Source organism: Paenibacillus pasadenensis (assembly GCF_002864175.1).
GTDB classification, from domain to species: domain Bacteria; phylum Bacillota; class Bacilli; order Paenibacillales; family Paenibacillaceae; genus Paenibacillus_O; species Paenibacillus_O pasadenensis.
Map to the genome: position 1 here is coordinate 271,480 of NZ_NFEZ01000004.1, position 18,794 is coordinate 290,273.

The window sequence follows — 18,794 nt, forward strand, 5'->3', positions numbered from 1 at the left end:
GGAGAACATGACCATCGAACATCAAACATTGCTCGACTTGATGAACCAGCCGGCTTACAAGCCGATGACGTATCAAGAACTGGAACGGCAGCTCGGCATCGACAACGCCTCCGATTTCAAGGCGTTCCTGAAGCTGCTCAATGAGCTGGAGGATCAAGGAGCGATCTTCCGCAACGACGCAGGCGCATACGGCCTGCCGCAGCACATGGACCTGCTCAAGGGCCGCCTTCAGGTGCATGCCAAAGGCTTCGCGTTCCTGCTGCCCGAGGACAAGACCCACCCCGACGTCTATATCGGGGCGAACGATCTGAACACCGGCATGAACGGCGACACCGTGCTCGCCCGCGTCCAGACGCGCGGACCGGGCGGCGGACGCATGGAAGGGGAAGTCGTGCGCGTCGCCGAGCGGGCCGTCAAGCAGTTCGTCGGCACGTTCGAGAGCCATGAGAGCTTCGGCTTCGTCTCGCCGGACGACAAGCGCCTCGGCCGCGACATCTTCATCCCGCAAGGCTCGTTCGGCGGAGCGGTGACCGGCATGAAGGTCGTCGTCGACATCACGCACTACCCGCAGGGCCGCGCCGCGGCTCAAGGCGAGGTCGTCGAGGTGCTCGGACACAAGAACGATCCCGGCGTCGACATCCTGTCGATCATCCGCAAGCATCAGCTGCCGGAGAGCTTTCCGGACGACGTGATGGCGGAGGCCGAGGCGGCTCCCGACTCCATCACGGAGGAGGAGATCGTCAGCCAGGGCCGGCGCGACCTGCGCGCCAAGACGATCGTCACGATCGACGGCGAGGACGCCAAGGACCTCGACGACGCGGTCAACATCGAGCGGCTGCCGAACGGCAACTACCTGCTCGGCGTCCATATCGCCGACGTCAGCTACTATGTCCGCGAGCGCGGCGCGCTCGACCAGGAAGCGTACCGCCGCGGCACGAGCGTCTACTTGACCGACCGCGTCATCCCGATGCTGCCGCATCGGCTGTCCAACGGCATCTGCTCGCTGCATCCGCAGGTCGACCGGCTGACGATGAGCTGCGAGATGGAGTTCGACGCCTCGACGCTGAAGCGCGTGCGCCACGACATCTTCACGAGCGTCATCCGTTCCAAGGAACGCATGTCGTATACGAACGTGCGCAAGATTCTGACTCCGGTGGAGGAAGAGACGGCGGAAGCGATCGTATCGGACGAGCCTCTGGAGCCGCTGCATGCGTCTCAGGCGGACTTCGCGTCCGACGAGGCAGAGTTCGACCCGAGCCTGAGCGCGCCGGCCGAAAAGCTGCCTCCGGGCGGCATGGGCACGATCGTCGCCGACGATGACGGCGGCGTGCCGCGCCAAGCGGAGGAGGAAGAGGAGCCGTTCGTCGAGGCCTCGAGCGACGAGGACGAGGATGAAGGCGTCCGTCAGCCGGAGCGGCTGAGCCGTCCGTCGGACATGGGCCTCATCATTCCTGGAGGCGATGCCGGCAGTCCGGGCGAAAATGCCGACGAGGAATTCGCTGCCGATGACGAGTCGGATGCGCCGGCCGCGCAGGCGGACGACGGCGAGCCGTATCCGCTGCGCGGAGCCGGAGCCGGCGGACCGACGCGCTCCCGCGAGTCGGACAATCCTTGGATGGCGCAGGAAGCGCAGCCGGTCATCAACAACAAGCCGATCCGCAAGGCGGAGAAGGTGCGCACGCGGCAGGAGGACTTCGACCAGCTGGACGCCTTTGCCGGCGGACAGGCTCCGGCTTCTCAGCCGGCCGAGACGGATGCCGAGCGCGAAGCGCGGCTCGCCGCCGAGCGCCAGGACCGCGCCGAGCGGCGCGCGGAGCGCGAGCAGCTGCTGGAGCGCTATGCCGAGCTCGTGCCGACGTTCCAGCTGATGGAGGAGCTCGCGATGAAGCTCCGCCGCCAGCGCATGAACCGCGGCGCGATCGACTTCGATTTTTCGGAATCGAAGATTCTCGTGGACGACGAAGGCAAGCCGACCGACATCATCAAGCGCGATCGCACGATCGCCGAGATGATCATCGAGGAGTTCATGCTGGCGGCGAACGAGACGGTGTCCGAGCATTTCTTCTGGCTCAAGGTGCCGTTCCTCTACCGGGTGCACGAGAATCCGGAGGGCGAGAAGCTGATGACGTTCATCCAGATCGCCTCGAACTTCGGCTACTCGGTGCGCGGCAAGAACAACACGGTCCATCCCAAGGCGCTGCAGTCGCTGCTCGAGGAGATCAAGGGCACCAAGGAAGCAACGGTGCTTTCGACGATGATGCTGCGCTCGATGAAGCAGGCGCGCTACGATGCCCAGAGCCTCGGCCACTACGGCCTGGCGGCGGAGTACTACAGCCACTTCACGTCGCCGATCCGGCGCTATCCGGACCTGGTGATCCACCGGATCATCCGCGAGGTGCTGGAAAACGGCGGCACGCTGTCCGAAGCCCGCATCGAGGCGCTTGCCGCCCGCATGCCGGACATCGCCCAGCAGTCGTCGGAGCGCGAGCGCGTGGCGGTCGACGCCGAGCGGGATACGGATCAGCTCAAGAAATGCGAGTTTATGCTCGATAAAGTAGGAGAAGAGTTCACGGGCCTCATCAGCAGCGTGACCGGCTTCGGAATTTTCGTGGAGCTGCCGAACACGGTAGAAGGTCTCATAAGGCTGAGCAGCCTGAACGACGATTACTACCACTTTGACGATCAGCAGATGATCCTCATCGGTGAGCGCACCTCCAACATGTATCGCATCGGAGACGAGGTGAAAGTGCGCGTGGAGCGGGTAGATATGGATGATCATCAGATTGACTTCGCGATGGTCGAAGGTGGTTCGCGCGGAGCCGCTCAAGGAGGCGGAGCGCGCGGGAAGGGCCGCGGAGCCAAAGGGCGCCGCGGCAAGGAAGCCGCCGGCCGTGCAGGCGGCCAGCAAGGCGGCGCAGCCGCCGGGCGCGCCGGCGCAGGCGGCAGGCCCGCCGCGCAGGGCGGCGGGTCGCCGGCAGCGCCGGCGAGCGGCGCGCGTCCGAGCGCGCAGCGCGGACGCGGAGCCGGCGAAGCCGGCGGCCGCGGCCCGGGCGGAGCCGGGCGCGGTCCTCGCGGGGGCGGCGGCGGCAGAGGCCGCCGCGACAGCGGGTTCGGCCCCAACGGCTGGCGGGGCAGCATGCCGGAGGATATCCCGAACGTGCGGGATGACAATCCTTGGAGCGTGCGCGAGGGCGGCAAGATCGAGAGCACGAAGCGCACGGACATGTGGGGCTTGCCGGTGCCGCCGGCCAGCCTCGGCAACCGCGGCGGACGTCCGGGCGCAGGCCCGGCAGCGGACCGCAGCCGCGGACGCGGGCCGTCTCCGGACGGCGCGCCGCGCGGCGGACGCCCTAAGGGCGGACGCGGTCCGACGATCAGCGGGGCTTCCGCTGCAGAGGGCCAGACGGCCGCAGGCGTGCCGCAGGAGCAGGCCTCCAGCGGAGCCAAGGCGAAGCGCAAGCGCCGCAAAGGCAGCAGCACGGCGCCGTCCATCCGCGAAGTGACGCGGGCGGACATCGCCGATCTGTTCCGGGACATGGATCCGGAATCGCGCGCTTCCGTCACGCCGGACGCGGTTCCGGCCGAGGGCGGCTCCAAGCGCAGCCGTTCGCGCCGCAAGAAGAACAAAGGCGCCGCAGGCGCTCCGCCGGTGAGCGGCGGCGATGCGGGAACGAATCCGAGCTCCGCGCCTCAGGGCGGATCGGACTCCGCCGAGTAAGCAGACATGGACAGGGGTTGCCGAACCGGCAATCCCTGTTTTCAACGAAAGGAGGAGATCGAGGCATGGCCAAAAACAAAGATCAGTCGCAGAAGCCGCTCGCTCAGAACAAGAAGGCCTCGCATGACTACTTTATCGAAGAGACGTACGAGGCCGGCATCGTGCTGATGGGGACGGAGATCAAGTCGCTGCGGACCGGGCGGGCGAACTTGAACGATGCGTTCGCGACCGTGCGGAACGGCGAGATATTCCTTAACAACCTGCATATCAGCCCGTTCGAGCAAGGCAACCGGCATAATCCGACCGATCCGACGCGCGCGCGCAAGCTGCTGCTGCACAAGGCGCAGATCGCCAAGCTGTACGGCCAGTCCAAGCAGGATGGCTACTCGATCGTCCCGCTCAAGATCTACGTGCGCAACGGCTACGCCAAAATCCTGATCGGACTCGGCAAGGGCAAGAAGCAGTACGACAAGCGCGAGTCCGCCGCCAAGCGGGATGCCCAGCGCGACATTCAGCGGGCGCTGCGGGAGAAGCAGAAGGTGGCTCGCTAAACCGGGAGGAGGCGAATCGTCGATTCCGGGCCGGGCCTCGCGCTGCTCAAAGTCTCGCGCTGCCGAAGCAGGCGCAAGAGTTGCTGCTGCCTATCTGCTTCCAGCGTTTCGCTTCGCTTTTTCCGATTCACCTGTGGTATACTAGGAGTATCAAGTTACGTTGGCTTTGAATTTGCAATGCTGTGCGAGTGTCTCGCTCAGTCCTTGCGCTTCGGACCGCCGCGCGGCTGCTGCAGCTTAGGTGCATGCGCCGGCAGGACGGATCTGTCCGGGGGCGTTTATGGATTCGACGGGGGTAGTTCGAGCATGGGTTGCGGGTAGTGGGGACGCGTCCGCTTCATCAACGCTAAAGCCTATTAAATGGCAACCAACGTACAACTTTAGCAGCAGCCTAAGAAACTGTATGCTAAGCTCCTCTCCAGCATCGCCTATGTGCCGGATGTAGGGGCTCACCCTTAGTAGGCTACGCTGTTCGGTCTCCGCCTGGGGTCGGCAGAAGAAGACAATCAGGCTGACTTGTGAGATAGCCGGTTACGGGGCGCTCTTGCAAGTGACATCAAATCCGTGACTACACCCGTAGATGCCTGTGTGCCGTTGCCTTCGGACAGGGGTTCAAATCCCCTCGCCTCCACCAAACTTATCAGAAGAAGCACCGTGCTAGGTGCTTTTTTTGTTTTTATGAATACATGGTGGTTTCTGAAGCCTTGATATGACTGGATTCTTGCCAATGTTCGGAGGTTATCAGAGTGACCCGTTGTATGCACATTTTGAAGAGTTGAAACAGATACTATTTCAATTTGGATTGAACTTCCGTATTTCGTTAATATGCAATGAAGAGTTTAAAGAAAAAATTTATAATGTCGTTACAGCCTTATTCGGCAGCGTTGCTGACACATCAGAATTGTTTATGAGGTCAATACAGATGTCCAATTTGTTTGCTAACGATGCACCTAAGTCAGGAGAAGTTGTAACTAAGCAAAGAACAGCAGGCAATGATGGAACGAGGCAAATAGAAGAAAAGGAAATAAAGATCAGCTTATTGATAAAGAGCTCTTTGGTGAGATTGGTAGGTAATGATTTATTACCAACCGAGGAAATTGGACGCCTGCAAAAGGCTGATTACTCGAAGAGAGCTTTTAATATTAATTATCCTATCTTGAAGCTTTACGATGAAAACAGCCATATTTTAGAACAACGCAATATTAACGGTTATCCACGTTACTACAGCGATCTCTATACTATTAACGACCAACGATATTTACTCTTTAATCATTGGGTTGAAGAGCAGAGCAGGAGTGGGTTCCGAAGAAAATTATGAAGTAGTTAGAATCAATCACCCGATACTGCGTGGTTCAGTTTAGAAGGGGGAATTAATAACCATATGACTAGCCCTTTTGTCTGGCAGATGGTAAAGGAAGTGGTGACGAACCTAGGGGAAAAGCCTCCAATAGTGAAATAAAAAAATACATAAAAGGCGAGTACGGAAACGTAAACGAGACTACTATAAACTGTGCTATTCTTATATGCAGCGTAAATAAGAATTCAAGGATTAACAAGACTATCCACTTCCCAATCTCCATTTGTGTGGATGGAAAGACGCTTAGACTATACATGGACAACAATAATAATGTGGGAATAGAGTATCAAACTGGAGTAGGCAGAATCGACTTGCTTGCTGTTGACGAAGACGATAATTTCGTTGTCTTGGAACTGAAAGTAGGCAAAGGGGCCGATTATGCATTGGGCCAGCTACTGCGGTACATGGGATGGGTTAAATCCAAGCTTTGTTCAGGTAATACTGTAAAAGGCGAGATTGTGGTGCCAGAAATTGATGATAGACTCAAGTATGCAGCTAATATGGTGGAAGGTGTACCTCTTTACAGGTATCAAGTTAGTTTCTCCATAGCGGCTGTTAGTTTGCTGAGTTGAGTGTATGATGTTTAAGACACTTAATAGTTCCATGAGACTATATTATCTCGTTGTTTGCCTCGTTTGATTTACGTGGATTGATTAGTATAGGTGAAGTTGTCTGAGCAATAATGTCTATAGTGCAAATAATCATGGAGTTGAAACTTATGAAGATGTTATATAAGTATTATTCAGTAAGTGAACATTCATTGAAGAACATAAGCAATAGTGTTGTTTGCTTTAGTGACATTCTGGGTTTCAATGATCCTTTTGAAGGAGTTGGTCACTTTAAGTATGAAGCAACTCCTGAGATGCAGGAGTACTTTAATTCAATAGATTCTAATGCGCTAAATTATCTTAGTGAGGGCACAGCCGCTAACAGTAAAGAGCTTCTGAGTTTTAAACACAGAGTATTTTGTGTTACGGAAAAATATGACCATCCTCTTATTTGGGCACATTATGCTGGTTCACATACGGGTTTTTGTGTTGGTTACGATGAAGAAAATATAAAAAAAATTAGTGATAAATTTGATGACGTAGAGTATGCTGAGCATCCTCACTTGGTTGATGTGAATCAATTAGACATGGACAAGGTGGAAACTTTACTCTATGTCAAGTCAAAAGAGTGGAGCTACGAGGAAGAATGGCGAGCGATACATACAATAACGGATGCTGATGTAACACACTTGAACCCAAGAGAAGAATATGAAGTAGAAGCAGATAAACTCTATGTTTGGAACGGCTATGCTGCGCAGGGCAACTTGGAATTGTTGGCAGCAAAAAAGTACATTTTAAAACACTGCGAGCCAAAAGTTTTATACCTAGGTTTGAAAATGGACCAAGAAGCCAAAAATGAACTTATTAGAATAGCCAAAGAAAAGAAAATTGATATTTTTCAAATGACCCAACAATCGAACTCGTTTAAACTGGCAACTTACTAATGACGGCAGTAATGCACGAATAGTTTTTGGGGGTAATAGCTTTGTTTGAGTGTAAGGAATATGGTGGGTTATTGCTTGTTACTGGTGTCGAGGAAATTCCATCACAACTTTCTAAGCAAGAAAAGCTGCTGTACAATCGAGTATGCGACGTCCAATGCGTCGATTGTAAAAAGATATATTCTTCACCACCGTATGATTTTGGGTCGAAAATAAATAGCGTGTGAAAAATAAACGTTGAAGGACGAAGGCAGTCGTAAGAGTTAATTTTGCATTGAGTACCTTCTCGAAATGCTTGCTTATCTAGCCCGAAGAACAGGGCAGTTGCTTCATTTGTTGATACTACCTAAATTGTTGTGTACAATGGAAATATAATATGAAGCGGAAGCACCGCCAAGCTGCAGGGAACACCCCTGCCTGTTTGGTGGTGCTTTTTATTTGGAGAAAAGAGGTGCTGGAAATGGAGTGCAAGCTGATTTGGACTGATGCTGATCTTTAAAACTGTATATATTCTGGGAGAGAGGTGGAAGTATGGTTCCAAGGAGTGAGGGGTCAGTAAAAGTAAATGGATTTATTACTTAAGAATGAATGTTTTAATGATAGTGGGAAAAATTAATAAGTGTATGAAGGGGAGTAGTTTACTCTAAGTTTCTCCAGTGTGAGGGGGGCAAGATGACGGATACATTCACAAAAGAGGAACGAAGCAAGATTATGCGAGCTGTAAAAAGCAAAAAGACCTCCCTAGAGTCCAAAGTAACAAAAGAACTTTGGAAGCATGGATTGAGGTTTAGGGTAAATATTCATGATCTATTGGGTAAGCCAGATATTGCGATAAAAAAATATAAAATAGTAATCTTTATCGACTCATGCTTTTTTCATGGATGTTCATTACATTGTAGAATACCAAAGTCAAACGAAGAATACTGGGTGACCAAAATACGGAGGAATATCGAGAGAGATTTATCTGTTAATCGTTACTACAACTCTATTGGCTGGAACGTAATGAGGGTCTGGGAGCACGATCTAAAGGAAGATTTTCTTGGCACAGTGCAGAAGTTGATCCAGTTCGTTAATCTTGCCAAGAGACAATAACAATGATTTGTTGTATCATATAAGAACTAAATTTACGGTGGAATTGTATTAACCATGGAGGTGGCAGCGAATGATAAGAACTGGAAAACGCAGTGACTCCGCCTTCACTCTTCTAGAATTTTTTGCTGGAAGTGGATTAGTGGCTTATGCTTTGAAGAAGTATTTTAGGACTGTTTGGGCCAATGACATTGATGAAAAAAAGGCTGCCGTGTACATAGCCAATCATGGGAATAGCCACTTTCTCACGGCAGACATTCAGACCATCAGTGGTGTGGATTTGCCTACAGCTGATCTCTCGTGGGCTTCATTCCCTTGTCAGGATCTTTCTTTGGCTGGACAAACCGCTGGGATTAATGGAGCGAGAAGTGGAATGGTCTGGGAGTGGTTGCGGATATTAGATGAAATGTCTGTAATGCCTCCGCTCTTAGTGGCAGAAAATGTGGAGGGACTCGTTTCAGCAGAAGGCGGTAATCACTATAGAGTTTTGCATGAAGCATTGAGAAGCAGAGGTTATAAGATAGGTGCGGTTATGCTTGATGCTGCTTATTGGATTCCACAATCTCGTCCGAGAATTTTTGTTATTGCTATTAAAAATGACATGGAGTTACCAACTGAGCTAGTTTCTAATGGACCGACTTGGATGCATACAAAATCAATTGCAAAAGTAGCTGACAGTGTTCAGGATTGGGTTTGGTGGAATATGCCCGAACCAGCTGTAAGACAGGAGACACTTTCAGACATTGTTGAGTGGGATGCTCCTTGTGATGATGAAGTTGCACGTCAGCGTAATATATCTTTAATAGCTCCAAACCATTTGGAACGGTTTATCAGTGATAGAGTCTCAGCGGCTCCTGGCTATAAAAGGACTAGGAATGGAAAACAAGTTCTTGAGCTGCGTTTTGATGGAATTGCTGGGTGCTTACGAACTCCTAAGGGAGGAAGCAGCAGACAATATCTAGTGCTAAATTGTGATGGTGAATTAAAGACTAGGTTACTAACGATTCGTGAGACTGCTCGCTTAATGGGAGCCCCTGAATCGTACAAACTACCTGGGTCTTACAATGATGGCTATAAGGCTATGGGTGATGCAGTAGCAGTACCAGTAGCAGAATATTTAGCTAAGCATTTACTTTCAAAATTGGCTTTGGTGGCTTCTCGTAATTCGCAAGGAGGAACTGAACTGGATGTCGAACGAACTCCACGTGTTGTTACAGCAATTTAAAGAGCAACATAAATTGAGCACGAAGGGTAAGCTTGCTGCGATTTTAATAACAACCCGAAATGCCAAAAAGAACGGACTGCCGCTCGATTTTTCTGAGATGCTTACAGAGAATAAGGGTCAAATTAAAGGGCTTAGTAAAGCCAATGTACAAGCCATCTTAAGAGAGTACGGAGTTGAAAGAGTTCTTGCAGAAGAGGCTGGGAGAACTAGTAGAGGAAGTATCGGTTACGTCGAAGGTTATGCCGAGTTCTTAAATGATCTTCATGAACAAGGGATTGCGGATATGGAGTACATCGAATCTTGGTGGGTCGATCGTGTGAGAGATTTTTTCGCAGGACAACCCTTTGTACTTAGATACGATGCTAGTAAATCGTTAAGGGCTATAGTGAGAGATTTACTGGCCCAAGCGGTAAAAAGGCAGAAAGACAATCCTGGGACCATGTATGCAGGCGCAGTGTTACAGCATCTAGTTGGAGCGAAGCTATCTCTCTTGCTTTCTGATGATCGTGTTAGCAGACATGGCTTTTCTGTGGCCGATGCAGGGACTGGACGTAGTGGTGACTTTGTAATAGATGAAGTAATAATCCATGTTACCACAGCTCCTAGTGAAGCATTAATCAGGAAATGCAAAAGAAATTTGGAGGCAGGCACGAGACCCTTAATCGTAACTGTATATGAAAATATGCCAGCGGCTGAAAGCTTAGCCAAAATACAAGAGATCGAGGGACGTGTCGATATCTTGGAAGCAGAGCAGTTTATTGCTACAAATATATACGAATTGAGTGGATTTCTAACGTCAGAAAGACGAGTTACAGTTGAACGCTTAATAGAAAAGTATAATGAGATAGTAAGTGAAGTAGAGACGGACCCAAGTTTGAAAGTTTCGGTTGGATAGAAACATAAAAAGCATGACTAAGTTGTTGATAGTCATGCTTTTTTGTTATTCCTTACTTTCTACCCCTCAGTTTATAGTAGAACTCTTCAGCTAACTCATACATTTTTGAATAGTTTCTTTCTGCTGGCCGCGGGAGCGGACCCGGAGGTTCGGGACAAGCACGGCAATACGGCGCTCAGCTTCGCCAAGGACTGCGGGCACGAATCCGTCGTTCAGGCGCTGCTCGCCCATGCTTCCCAGGAGCTGCCTGCTTGAGGACATGTCCCCAAGCGTAGAGGTGCCTTCCGGGAAGGCTCCTTTTTGTCTCGGCCTTCACCTGGATTGGCATAGGCAAAAACAATACAGAGGGTGCTTCAAAGCGAAGGCTTTGAGGCGCCCTCTGTAGCATTCGGAAGAGCCCTTCGCCGAGGGCTCTAAAGAACGATGAGTAAGATCATTCAGTCATTGGGACGCAATGCGCCTCGATGATTGCAGCTGCATGGTGACGGTCGAATCGATGATTGACCATATCCACCGTAAAATCCTCGGCTTCTTTTGCGTCCATTATAAATTGCTGTTGGTTGTAACGAAGAGAAATCACCATGGCCGTAAATGCCGTACGTTTATTCGCATTATGAAAGGGATGGTTTTGTCCAAGCGACTCGAACAAGGCTGCTGCTTTTTCGAAAATCGTTGGATAAGCATCTTGGCCCAAAACAGATGTTTGAGGACGATGAAAGGCTGACTCGAGCAATCCAGCTTCTTTGACGCCCACTTGTTCGCCCGGACTGTAAACCCGAATCATCGCTACATTAATGGCGATCGCTTCCGCGACTGAAAGATAGCGAATCGGAGTCATCTGTCCTTAAGTCCGTGAAGCGTCTTGTCGTACTGCTCCATAACTTCGGATAGAGTATCCATGAAGTCTGCGCTGATTCCCTCAGGCAGAGAGACTTTGGTTGATTTCCTAATCTTGATTTCACCTGTAGCGGGACTCACTTCAATGCTGACCAGATCGCCCTGCTCCGCTCCGATCTGCTTCAGCGCTTCAGTCAGCGTCAAGCCAAGGCTGTTGCCGATTCGGGTCACTTTTCGTTCCATTTCAACCACCCTGTTCATGGAAATCTCTCCTTAGGAGTATATTCAACTGTTATAACAATTATACAACAATGGAATAGATGTTCAATGACAACGTCCCCAGTATCTCCCTGAGCTCTCCCTGCCGTCCGCCAGGCAGGAGTTGCCGCGCGAACCGCGAATTCAAGGGTATCCTTTTCGCGAGGTGACGCCATGCTCGATCTGCGCCGGATGTTCGTCGAGGAAGACAGCAGGATGAGCCGGTGGTTCAGGTTCTCCTCCCTGCGCAAGCGGATCATGCTGTTTCTGATCGTCGGCTTCGCATGCTTCGCCATGCTGATGGCCGCGGTGTCCTACAATGCGATCTATACGATGCAGCGCGACAAGATCAAGACGTCCATGGCGTTCAATCTGTATCAGCAAAGCAGCAAGCTGAACCAGCTCTACAGCCATCTGCTCCAGGTCACGCAGCAGATGGCGCCGGAAGGCACGGTCGGCAACCTGACGGAGGCGTACCTCGCCGCGCCCGACTCCTACCGGCAGCTGCTCCTCTCGCGGGACATCGCCTACAATATCGGCCTGATCACCTTCTCCAACCCGTCCATGGAGCTGGTCATGTACTACGACGAGGCGAAAGGCCAGGCCTCCTACTCCAACCTCCCGCTTCGCGAAAGCTTCCATCTGAGCGCGCTGCCCGATGCGGCCGCCTCGGCAGGGATCGCCTATCAATCTCCCCATCTCTCGATGTGCCGGTTCAGCGACGATCAAGTCGTATCGGTGACGCGGGAAATCCGATTCTCCGACGGGACGGAGCGCGTCGTCTATGTCGAAGCCAGAGCCGAAATCATCACCGACATGAAAACGCTTACAGACAACTTGGACCTGCCGTACATCCTGCTCGTCGCCGATGCCGCGGGCAAGGTGACCTACAGCAGCGCTCCGAATGCCTACGCCGCCGGAGCGAGCCTGCAGCTGAACGGAGAATCCGGCATGACGGACGGCTACGTCTGGAACCGGGTACAGGGCGAGTACGGCTATGACCTGGCGCTGCTGCTTCCCGTATCGAGCTACAACCGCGAGCTGTATGCCTGGAAAAACCACATGCTCTGGATCGTCTGCGCCGCCCTGCTGACGATGCTCCTGCTCATGCTGCTGCTGCGCCGGCTGATCAATCGGCCGTTCCGCTTGATCGAGAAGGAAATGAAGACGTTCGGCAAAGGCTACATGGGCACCCGGACGGTCCATACGGGCATGCTGGAGTTCGACCGCATCTTCGACCAGTTCAACGTCATGAAGCGGCAGATCCAGCAGCTGATGATGGAGGCGGAGCAGAAGGAAAAGCGCCGGCATCAGCTGGAGCTGGAGAAGCTCGCCAGCCAGATCAACCCGCATTTTCTGATGAATACGCTGAACTCCATGCGCTGGCTGGCGGCGCTGCACAAGCAGGAGGAGATCGAGAAGTTCGCGGCGGCGCTGATCGCGCTGCTCAGCTACAACCTGGGCAAGTCGAATGAAGCGGCTACGCTGCGATCGGAGCTGCAGGTCATGGCGACGTACCTGGAGCTGCAGCAGATGCGCTACGACTTCGAGGTGAGGCTGGACGTCGCCGAAGGCGGCTACCTGGACTGCCCCGTCGCCCGCTTCATCCTGCAGCCGATCGTGGAGAACGCCGTCTGCCACGGCATCGACGACAACGGGAGGCTGGACATCGTCGTTCGTCCCGATCCGTCGACGGAGACGGTCGCCATCGTCATCCGCGACGACGGCAAGGGGCTGAGCCGCGAGACGCTGGAGCTGCTGCAGCGCGAGACGCCGGACGAGCGGCAGGCAGGATGGGGCATTGGCTTGCGCTATGTCCGCTCGATGCTGGAATCGTTCTACGGCTTCAAGGCGCGCCTGACGATCGAGGGCGGCCCGAACGAGGGCACGACGGTGACGCTGCTGCTGCCCTATTCCCTTCCCCAAGCAAAGGAGCGAGCGATATGATCCGGGTGCTGATCGTCGACGACGACAAGCTGGCGCGCAAGGGCTTGATCTCCATCCTGCCCTGGTCCCGGCATGGCATGACCGTAGTGGGAGAGGCGGCGAACGGCGCGAAGGCGCTGGAGTTCATGGAACGGCAGGAGGTGGATCTGCTGTTCGTCGACCTCTCCATGCCGGTCATGTCCGGCCTGGAGCTGCTGCGCATCGTCCAGAGCCGCTTCCCGGACGTGCGGTCGGTCGTGCTGTCTTTTCACGAGGAGTTCGAAAGCGTGCAGACGGCGTACCGGCTGGGCGTGCTGGACTATCTGTCGAAGGTCCGGCTGGAATCCGAGGACGACGAGCAGATCCTGCAGCGGATCGGCGAGCGGCTCGCAAGCGAGACGCCGCGCTCTGCTCCTGCCGCGGCCGCTCCCGGCAGCGTCCCTCCTCCCGCGGAGGAGGACTGGAGCGCGCTCGAGGCTCAGTGGCGCTCGCTGCACTGGCTGTACAGCGAGGCGCTGTTCCAGCGCCTCTGCCAGCGGACGGCGGAGGCAGGCGTGTCCGTGCACCGGCTGGCCGGGCTGTTTCCCCGCATCCTCGCGCCGCTGGAGAACGTCCATGCGCCGGACTTCGGGCGGCTGGCGGAAGCGGGCGACGTCGCCGCCGCCCTGCAGTGGATGCGCGACTGCCGCTCGGTGATCTACGCTCAGGTCGCGGCGGCCTCCGACGGCGCCACGACGATGGAGAGCATGCTGAAGGCCGTCCTGTTCATCCGGGAGCGGGCTACCGGCGCGCTGCATGCCGAAGACGCGGCCGAGCATGTGCATATGAGCCGCAGCTACTTTTGCCAATGCTTCAAGAAATGGACCGGCTCGACGTTCAACGAGTACTTGCGGCAGGAGCGGATCCGCGCCGCCGAGCGGCTGCTGTGCGAGACGAACCGCTCCATCGGCTGGATCGCCAATGCGGTCGGCTACAGCGATTCCAAATATTTCTCCCAGCTTTTTCACGAACAGACGTCGCTGCTGCCGTCGGAATTCCGCGCCCAGCACCACAAGGGGGAGGAATGATCGCTGCGGACGAAACATCTGACCGCCCCTGCCGCAGAGGCCGCCGAAAAAGGCGGCACAGCTCCCCGACTTTTGTGAAGCGCTTTCATATTACAATGGGAAAGCACCGATTCAAGGGGAGGGATCTTATGAAACGAACGATGGCCACGATGCTGGCCGCCTTCATGCTGGGGCTAAGCCTGACCGCCTGCTCATCTTCCAACTCGACGAATACGGACGCGCAGGCGCCCGCGGAATCGTCCGGCCCGGCGCTGTCGGGAGACGATCTGGCGTTCTACCGATTCCCGGAGCCGGTCGACGTCCATATCGGCATGCCGGTCGATCCGACCGACAAGACGCTGCCGGCGGGCGACAGCGTCAGCAACAACCAGTACACGCGCTACCTGAAGGAAAAGTACAACATCAACGTCATCGTGGACTGGACGGCGGCGACCGGCAACGACTTCAAGCAGAAGGTGAGCCTGACGATCGCCTCCGGCAAGCTGCCGGACGGCATGGTCGTCGACGACCGCTCGTTCATGACGAAGGCGGCCAGCTCCGGCTTGCTCTACGACATCACCGACCTGTTCCAGCAATACCAGTCGACTCAGGTGAAGGACATCATGGAGAGCACCGGCGGCCGCGCCATGGATAACGCCAGCTACAAGGGCCGGATGGTCTCGCTGCCCAACATTACCGTCGACACCGACGGCGTCCACCTGCTCTGGATCCGCAAGGACTGGCTCGACAAGCTCGGGCTGCCGGTGCCGAAAACGCTGGCCGACATCGAGAAGACCGCCCAGGCGTTCAAGGACGGCAAGCTCGGCGGCGCGAACACGATCGGCATCGCCGGACCGTCGAAAAACACGTTCCCTTACGCTACCTTCCTCACCTCGTCCAACAACCTGGGAGGATTCGATCCGCTGTTCGGCGCGAAGGACGCCTACCCGGGGTACTGGCTCGACAACGGCGACGGCTCGGTGACGTACGGAACCTTGACGGAGCAGACCAAGGAAACGCTGGCGACGCTGGCCGACTGGTACAAAAAAGGGCTGATCGATCCCGAGGCCGGCACCCGCGACAACGTCGGCGATCCGATCAACGCGAACCAGACGGGCATCTTCTTCGGCCCTTGGTGGAGCGGCGGCTACGGCAACGGCGATTCGTTCAAGAACGATCCGACGGCCAACTGGCAGGCCTATCCCGTCTACACCGACGACGGCAAGTGGAACGCGCATATGAAGACGACCGGCAGCACCTATACGCTCATCAGCAAAAACGCCAAGCCCGATGTCGTCAAGGCGATCCTCATCATGAACAACGCGCTCGTCCGCGACGAGGCGACGTTCGACCTGTCGGTAGCGGTCGGCTGGTATCCGCTGCGCAACGTCATGGCCGCGGCCAACGAGACGGAGTACGAATACGCCGAGCTGCTCAAGGTGCTCAAGGGCGAGACGCAGGCCGAGGACTACAACGTGCCGAACAGCCTGTACAAGCTGATGTACGCCGACGCCAAAAAAGTGAAGGACGTCATCAAGCCGCCTTATGACGAGCTGAACGTCAGCAACTTCAATACGGCGAACTTCGGCGACTTCCAGCGCCTCTACTCGCTGCTGATCGGCGATCGTCCGTTCTCGACCGTGCCGATCGACAAAAAGGTGTTCAGCGTCACCTACAACCAGACGCCGACGATGGAGACGAAGTGGGCCAACCTCAAGAAGCTGGAGGACGAGACGGTGCTGAAAATCATTCTGGGCCAGGCGCCGATCGATTCCTTCGACAAGTTCGTGAAGGACTGGAAAGCTCAAGGCGGAGACGAGATCACGGCCGAAGTCGCCGAGCTGCTGAAAAAATAACGAGTTGCCGGTCAGCGGCTCCGGCTGCCTGCGAAAAGGCGGCCGGAGCCTGCGGCAAGCCGGCGAGTCCGTGAAGGGGGGATCGGCGGCCATGAGAAGAATGAACGTCGAGAAGCATTACTATCTGATGCTGCTGCCGGGGATGGTCTGGCTCGTCCTGTTCAGCATCGTGCCGATGGCCGGCATCGTGATGGCGTTCCAGAACTACAATCCGGGGGCGGGCCTGCTGAAGTCGCCGTGGGTCGGACTGGACAACTTCCGGTACATGTTCCAGCTGAGCGACAGCCGGACGGTCATCGTCAATACGTTCATCATCGCCATCGGAAAAATCGTGCTCAATCTGATCATTCCGCTCGTCTTCGCGATCCTGCTGAACGAGCTTCGGCATCTGCGCTTCAAAAAGCTCGTGCAGACGGTCGCCTACCTGCCGCACTTCCTGTCCTGGGTCATCATGGCGACGATCGTCATCGGCATCTTCGGCTATTACGGCGTCGTCAACACGGTGCTCGGCATGTTCGGCGTGAGTCCGCAGCTGTTCATGGCGGATGCCGGCATCTTCCGCCAGCTGCTCGTCGGCACCGACGTGTGGAAGGAGTTCGGCTACAACGCCATCATCTATCTGGCGGCGCTGACCGGCATCAACCTCAACCTATATGAGGCGGCCGCGATCGACGGCGCCAGCCGCTGGCAGCTGATCCGGAACGTGACGCTGCCCGCGATGACGACGACGGTCGTCCTGCTCGGCGTGCTCAGCCTCGGCAACGTGCTCAACGCCGGGTTCGACCAGGTGTACAACCTGTACAATCCGCTCGTCTACTCGACCGGGGACATCCTCGACACGTGGGTATACCGCCTCGGCCTGCAGAACCTGCAATTCTCGCTGGCGACGGCGGCGGGACTGTTCAAGTCGGCCATCAGCTTCGTGCTGATCGTCGTCTCGTACCGGCTGGCCTACCGCTATGCGGATTACACGGTGTTCTAAGGGAGGGAGACGGCATGGTCCAAAGCAAGACATTCGGCTCGAGGGCGTTCGACGGCGCCAATTACGTGCTGCTCGCCCTTCTGCTGTTCAGCTGCCTGTATCCGCTCTGGTATACGTTCTGCGTATCGATCTCCGACAAGGCCGCCGCCAACGCGGGCCTCGTGACGATCTATCCGATCGGCTTCTCCTTGGCGTCCTACAAGGAAATTCTAGGCGACGCGCTGTTCTTCAACTCGTTCTGGATCTCCATCCAGCGCACCGTGCTCGGCACGGGGCTGTCGCTGTTCGTATCGGTGCTGATGGCTTACCCGCTAGCCAGGCCCTCCCGGGAATTCCGGCTGCGCAACGTGTTCATGTGGATCCTCGTGTTCTGCATGCTGTTCAGCGGCGGACTGATCCCATGGTATCTGACCGTCCAGAGCTACGGCCTGATCAACTCGATCTGGGCGCTCGTGCTGGCCGGAGGCTTGCCGGTGTTCAACGTCATCCTCATCATGAACTTTTTCCGCAACCTGCCCAAGGAGCTGAACGAAGCCGCCGTCGTCGACGGCGCCGGCCCGTGGGCGATCCTGTTCCGCGTCTATCTGCCGTGCTCGATTCCCGTGCTGGCGGCCGTGGCGCTGTTCATCGGCGTGTACCATTGGAACGAGTTTTTCAACGGGCTCGTGCTGATGAACACCTCCGACAAGTACCCGCTGCAGACGTACATCCAGCAGCTGGTCGTCAACATCCCGACCGGGACGAACCTGACGCCCGACCAGTACAAGAAGCTGTCGGAGCTGTCCAACCGGACGCTGAACTCGGCCAAGGTGTTCATCGCGATGGTGCCGATGCTGATCGTCTATCCGTTCCTGCAGAAATATTTCGTGTCGGGCATCATGCTCGGAGCGGTGAAGGAGTAGGACTCGGTCCTACTCCTTTCTTTTCGTTTGAAAGTCGCCCCGAATGAACTTCTCTCCCCATTCGCATAGCTGGTCCAGAATGCCGCTTCGCAGCGGCTTCGATCCGGTGCTGCGGGAGGAGGATGAGCCCGACTGGTCGAACGGGAGCAAGAAATACTCCGCCGAGGCGGAAGCGGAGATGGAGCGGATGAGGCGGCATGATGCGCTCGCCTACATCTTCCCCATCTGGTGGTACGGCCTGCCGGCCATGCTGAAGGGATATATCGACCGCGTCTGGAACTACGGCTTCGCTTACGGCGACTCCAAGCTTCCGCATCAGCGCGTGCTGTGGATCGGTCTGGCGGCGGCCACGCAGGAGCAGCTCCGGAAGAGGGGCTTTGACGAGATGCTCGGCCACCAGCTCAATGTCGGTCTGGCCCATTACTCCGGCATAGCCGAGTCCAGGCTAGAGATCCTGTACGATACGCTCAGCTCCGATCAAGCGTACATGGAGAAGCTGCTGGACGATGCGCATGAGCTGGGCGTCCATTATGACCAGTGGCATGCGGAGCATGCCGCGAGGTTCAAGGTCGGGACGGAAATCTGATGCGAAGCCATGAACCGGAACTTCCGGTTCATGGCTTTTGCGGTTATTCCGATAATCATCGACTCAGTTCTGCGATA

The 18,794-nt window shown here is 55.5% G+C and carries 17 protein-coding genes, 1 other RNA gene and 1 pseudogene; 17 read left to right on the plus strand and 2 right to left on the minus strand.

Annotated elements, in window-relative coordinates; all coding sequences use genetic code 11:
* Window positions 1-7: 7 nt before the first annotated feature.
* The 11 genes and pseudogenes from B8V81_RS25535 (at window position 8) to B8V81_RS25240 (ending at window position 10,579) form a co-directional block, all read left to right on the plus strand.
* Complete coding sequence (locus B8V81_RS25535) at window positions 8-3,718, plus strand: RNB domain-containing ribonuclease (protein WP_244912751.1); 3,711 nt, start codon at window positions 8-10, stop codon at window positions 3,716-3,718.
* Window positions 3,719-3,783: 65 nt separating this feature from the next.
* Window positions 3,784-4,269, plus strand: coding sequence for an SsrA-binding protein SmpB (smpB, locus tag B8V81_RS10950; RefSeq protein WP_101808365.1), 486 nt, complete (start codon window positions 3,784-3,786; stop codon window positions 4,267-4,269).
* A gap of 270 nt (window positions 4,270-4,539) precedes the next feature.
* Window positions 4,540-4,903: a transfer-messenger RNA gene (gene ssrA, locus B8V81_RS10955) on the plus strand.
* 75 nt (window positions 4,904-4,978) lie between these two features.
* Window positions 4,979-5,587, plus strand: coding sequence for a hypothetical protein (locus B8V81_RS24785; protein WP_146000484.1), 609 nt, complete (start codon window positions 4,979-4,981; stop codon window positions 5,585-5,587).
* 80 nt (window positions 5,588-5,667) lie between these two features.
* Window positions 5,668-5,808, plus strand: a pseudogene (locus tag B8V81_RS26335) (DUF7669 domain-containing protein); the annotation flags it as partial.
* Window positions 5,809-5,880: 72 nt separating this feature from the next.
* Window positions 5,881-6,198, plus strand: coding sequence for an endonuclease NucS domain-containing protein (locus B8V81_RS26340; RefSeq protein WP_101808366.1), 318 nt, complete (start codon window positions 5,881-5,883; stop codon window positions 6,196-6,198).
* 146 nt (window positions 6,199-6,344) lie between these two features.
* Complete coding sequence (locus tag B8V81_RS10965; protein ID WP_180968423.1) at window positions 6,345-7,118, plus strand: DUF2971 domain-containing protein; 774 nt, start codon at window positions 6,345-6,347, stop codon at window positions 7,116-7,118.
* 669 nt (window positions 7,119-7,787) lie between these two features.
* Window positions 7,788-8,207, plus strand: a complete 420-nt coding sequence (locus B8V81_RS10975) for a very short patch repair endonuclease (RefSeq protein WP_101808369.1) — start codon at window positions 7,788-7,790, stop codon at window positions 8,205-8,207.
* A gap of 70 nt (window positions 8,208-8,277) precedes the next feature.
* Window positions 8,278-9,429: a DNA cytosine methyltransferase gene (locus B8V81_RS10980; protein WP_101808370.1), complete on the plus strand. Its 1,152-nt coding sequence runs from the start codon at window positions 8,278-8,280 to the stop codon at window positions 9,427-9,429.
* Window positions 9,392-10,324, plus strand: a complete 933-nt coding sequence (locus B8V81_RS10985; protein ID WP_101808371.1) for a DUF4928 family protein — start codon at window positions 9,392-9,394, stop codon at window positions 10,322-10,324. Before B8V81_RS10980 ends, B8V81_RS10985 begins: the two co-directional genes overlap by 38 nt.
* A 105-nt stretch (window positions 10,325-10,429) precedes the next feature.
* Complete coding sequence (locus tag B8V81_RS25240; protein ID WP_180968424.1) at window positions 10,430-10,579, plus strand: hypothetical protein; 150 nt, start codon at window positions 10,430-10,432, stop codon at window positions 10,577-10,579.
* Between the two features lie 178 nt (window positions 10,580-10,757).
* On the opposite strand, the gene B8V81_RS10990 is transcribed toward B8V81_RS25240, so the two are convergent.
* Both B8V81_RS10990 and B8V81_RS10995 read right to left on the minus strand, forming a co-directional pair.
* Window positions 10,758-11,162 (minus strand): type II toxin-antitoxin system death-on-curing family toxin, encoded by a 405-nt coding sequence (locus B8V81_RS10990; protein WP_101808372.1) that lies wholly within the window; start codon window positions 11,160-11,162, stop codon window positions 10,758-10,760.
* A complete protein-coding gene (locus tag B8V81_RS10995) occupies window positions 11,159-11,422 on the minus strand; it encodes an AbrB/MazE/SpoVT family DNA-binding domain-containing protein (RefSeq protein WP_028599308.1) in 264 nt (87 codons plus the stop codon). The genes B8V81_RS10990 and B8V81_RS10995 overlap by 4 nt, the downstream gene beginning before the upstream one ends.
* 213 nt (window positions 11,423-11,635) lie before the next feature.
* Here B8V81_RS10995 and B8V81_RS11000 point away from each other — a divergent pair, with 213 nt between their 5' ends.
* The 6 genes from B8V81_RS11000 to B8V81_RS11025 all read left to right on the plus strand — a co-directional run bounded on the left by B8V81_RS11000 (window position 11,636) and on the right by B8V81_RS11025 (window position 18,717).
* Window positions 11,636-13,366: a sensor histidine kinase gene (locus tag B8V81_RS11000; protein ID WP_180968425.1), complete on the plus strand. Its 1,731-nt coding sequence runs from the start codon at window positions 11,636-11,638 to the stop codon at window positions 13,364-13,366.
* Window positions 13,363-14,412 carry a response regulator gene (locus B8V81_RS11005; protein ID WP_101808374.1) on the plus strand — a complete coding sequence of 350 codons (1,050 nt, stop codon included), beginning with the start codon at window positions 13,363-13,365 and terminating at the stop codon, window positions 14,410-14,412. Before B8V81_RS11000 ends, B8V81_RS11005 begins: the two co-directional genes overlap by 4 nt.
* A 128-nt stretch (window positions 14,413-14,540) precedes the next feature.
* Complete coding sequence (locus tag B8V81_RS11010; RefSeq protein ID WP_028599311.1) at window positions 14,541-16,247, plus strand: extracellular solute-binding protein; 1,707 nt, start codon at window positions 14,541-14,543, stop codon at window positions 16,245-16,247.
* Between the two features lie 91 nt (window positions 16,248-16,338).
* The gene (locus B8V81_RS11015; protein ID WP_028599312.1) at window positions 16,339-17,229 is read left to right on the plus strand and encodes an ABC transporter permease; all 891 of its coding nucleotides are present in this window, start codon (window positions 16,339-16,341) and stop codon (window positions 17,227-17,229) included.
* A gap of 14 nt (window positions 17,230-17,243) precedes the next feature.
* A complete protein-coding gene (locus B8V81_RS11020) occupies window positions 17,244-18,131 on the plus strand; it encodes a carbohydrate ABC transporter permease (RefSeq protein ID WP_028599313.1) in 888 nt (295 codons plus the stop codon).
* Window positions 18,132-18,210: 79 nt separating this feature from the next.
* Window positions 18,211-18,717, plus strand: a complete 507-nt coding sequence (locus B8V81_RS11025) for an NAD(P)H oxidoreductase (RefSeq protein WP_280522974.1) — start codon at window positions 18,211-18,213, stop codon at window positions 18,715-18,717.
* Window positions 18,718-18,794: the final 77 nt, after the last annotated feature.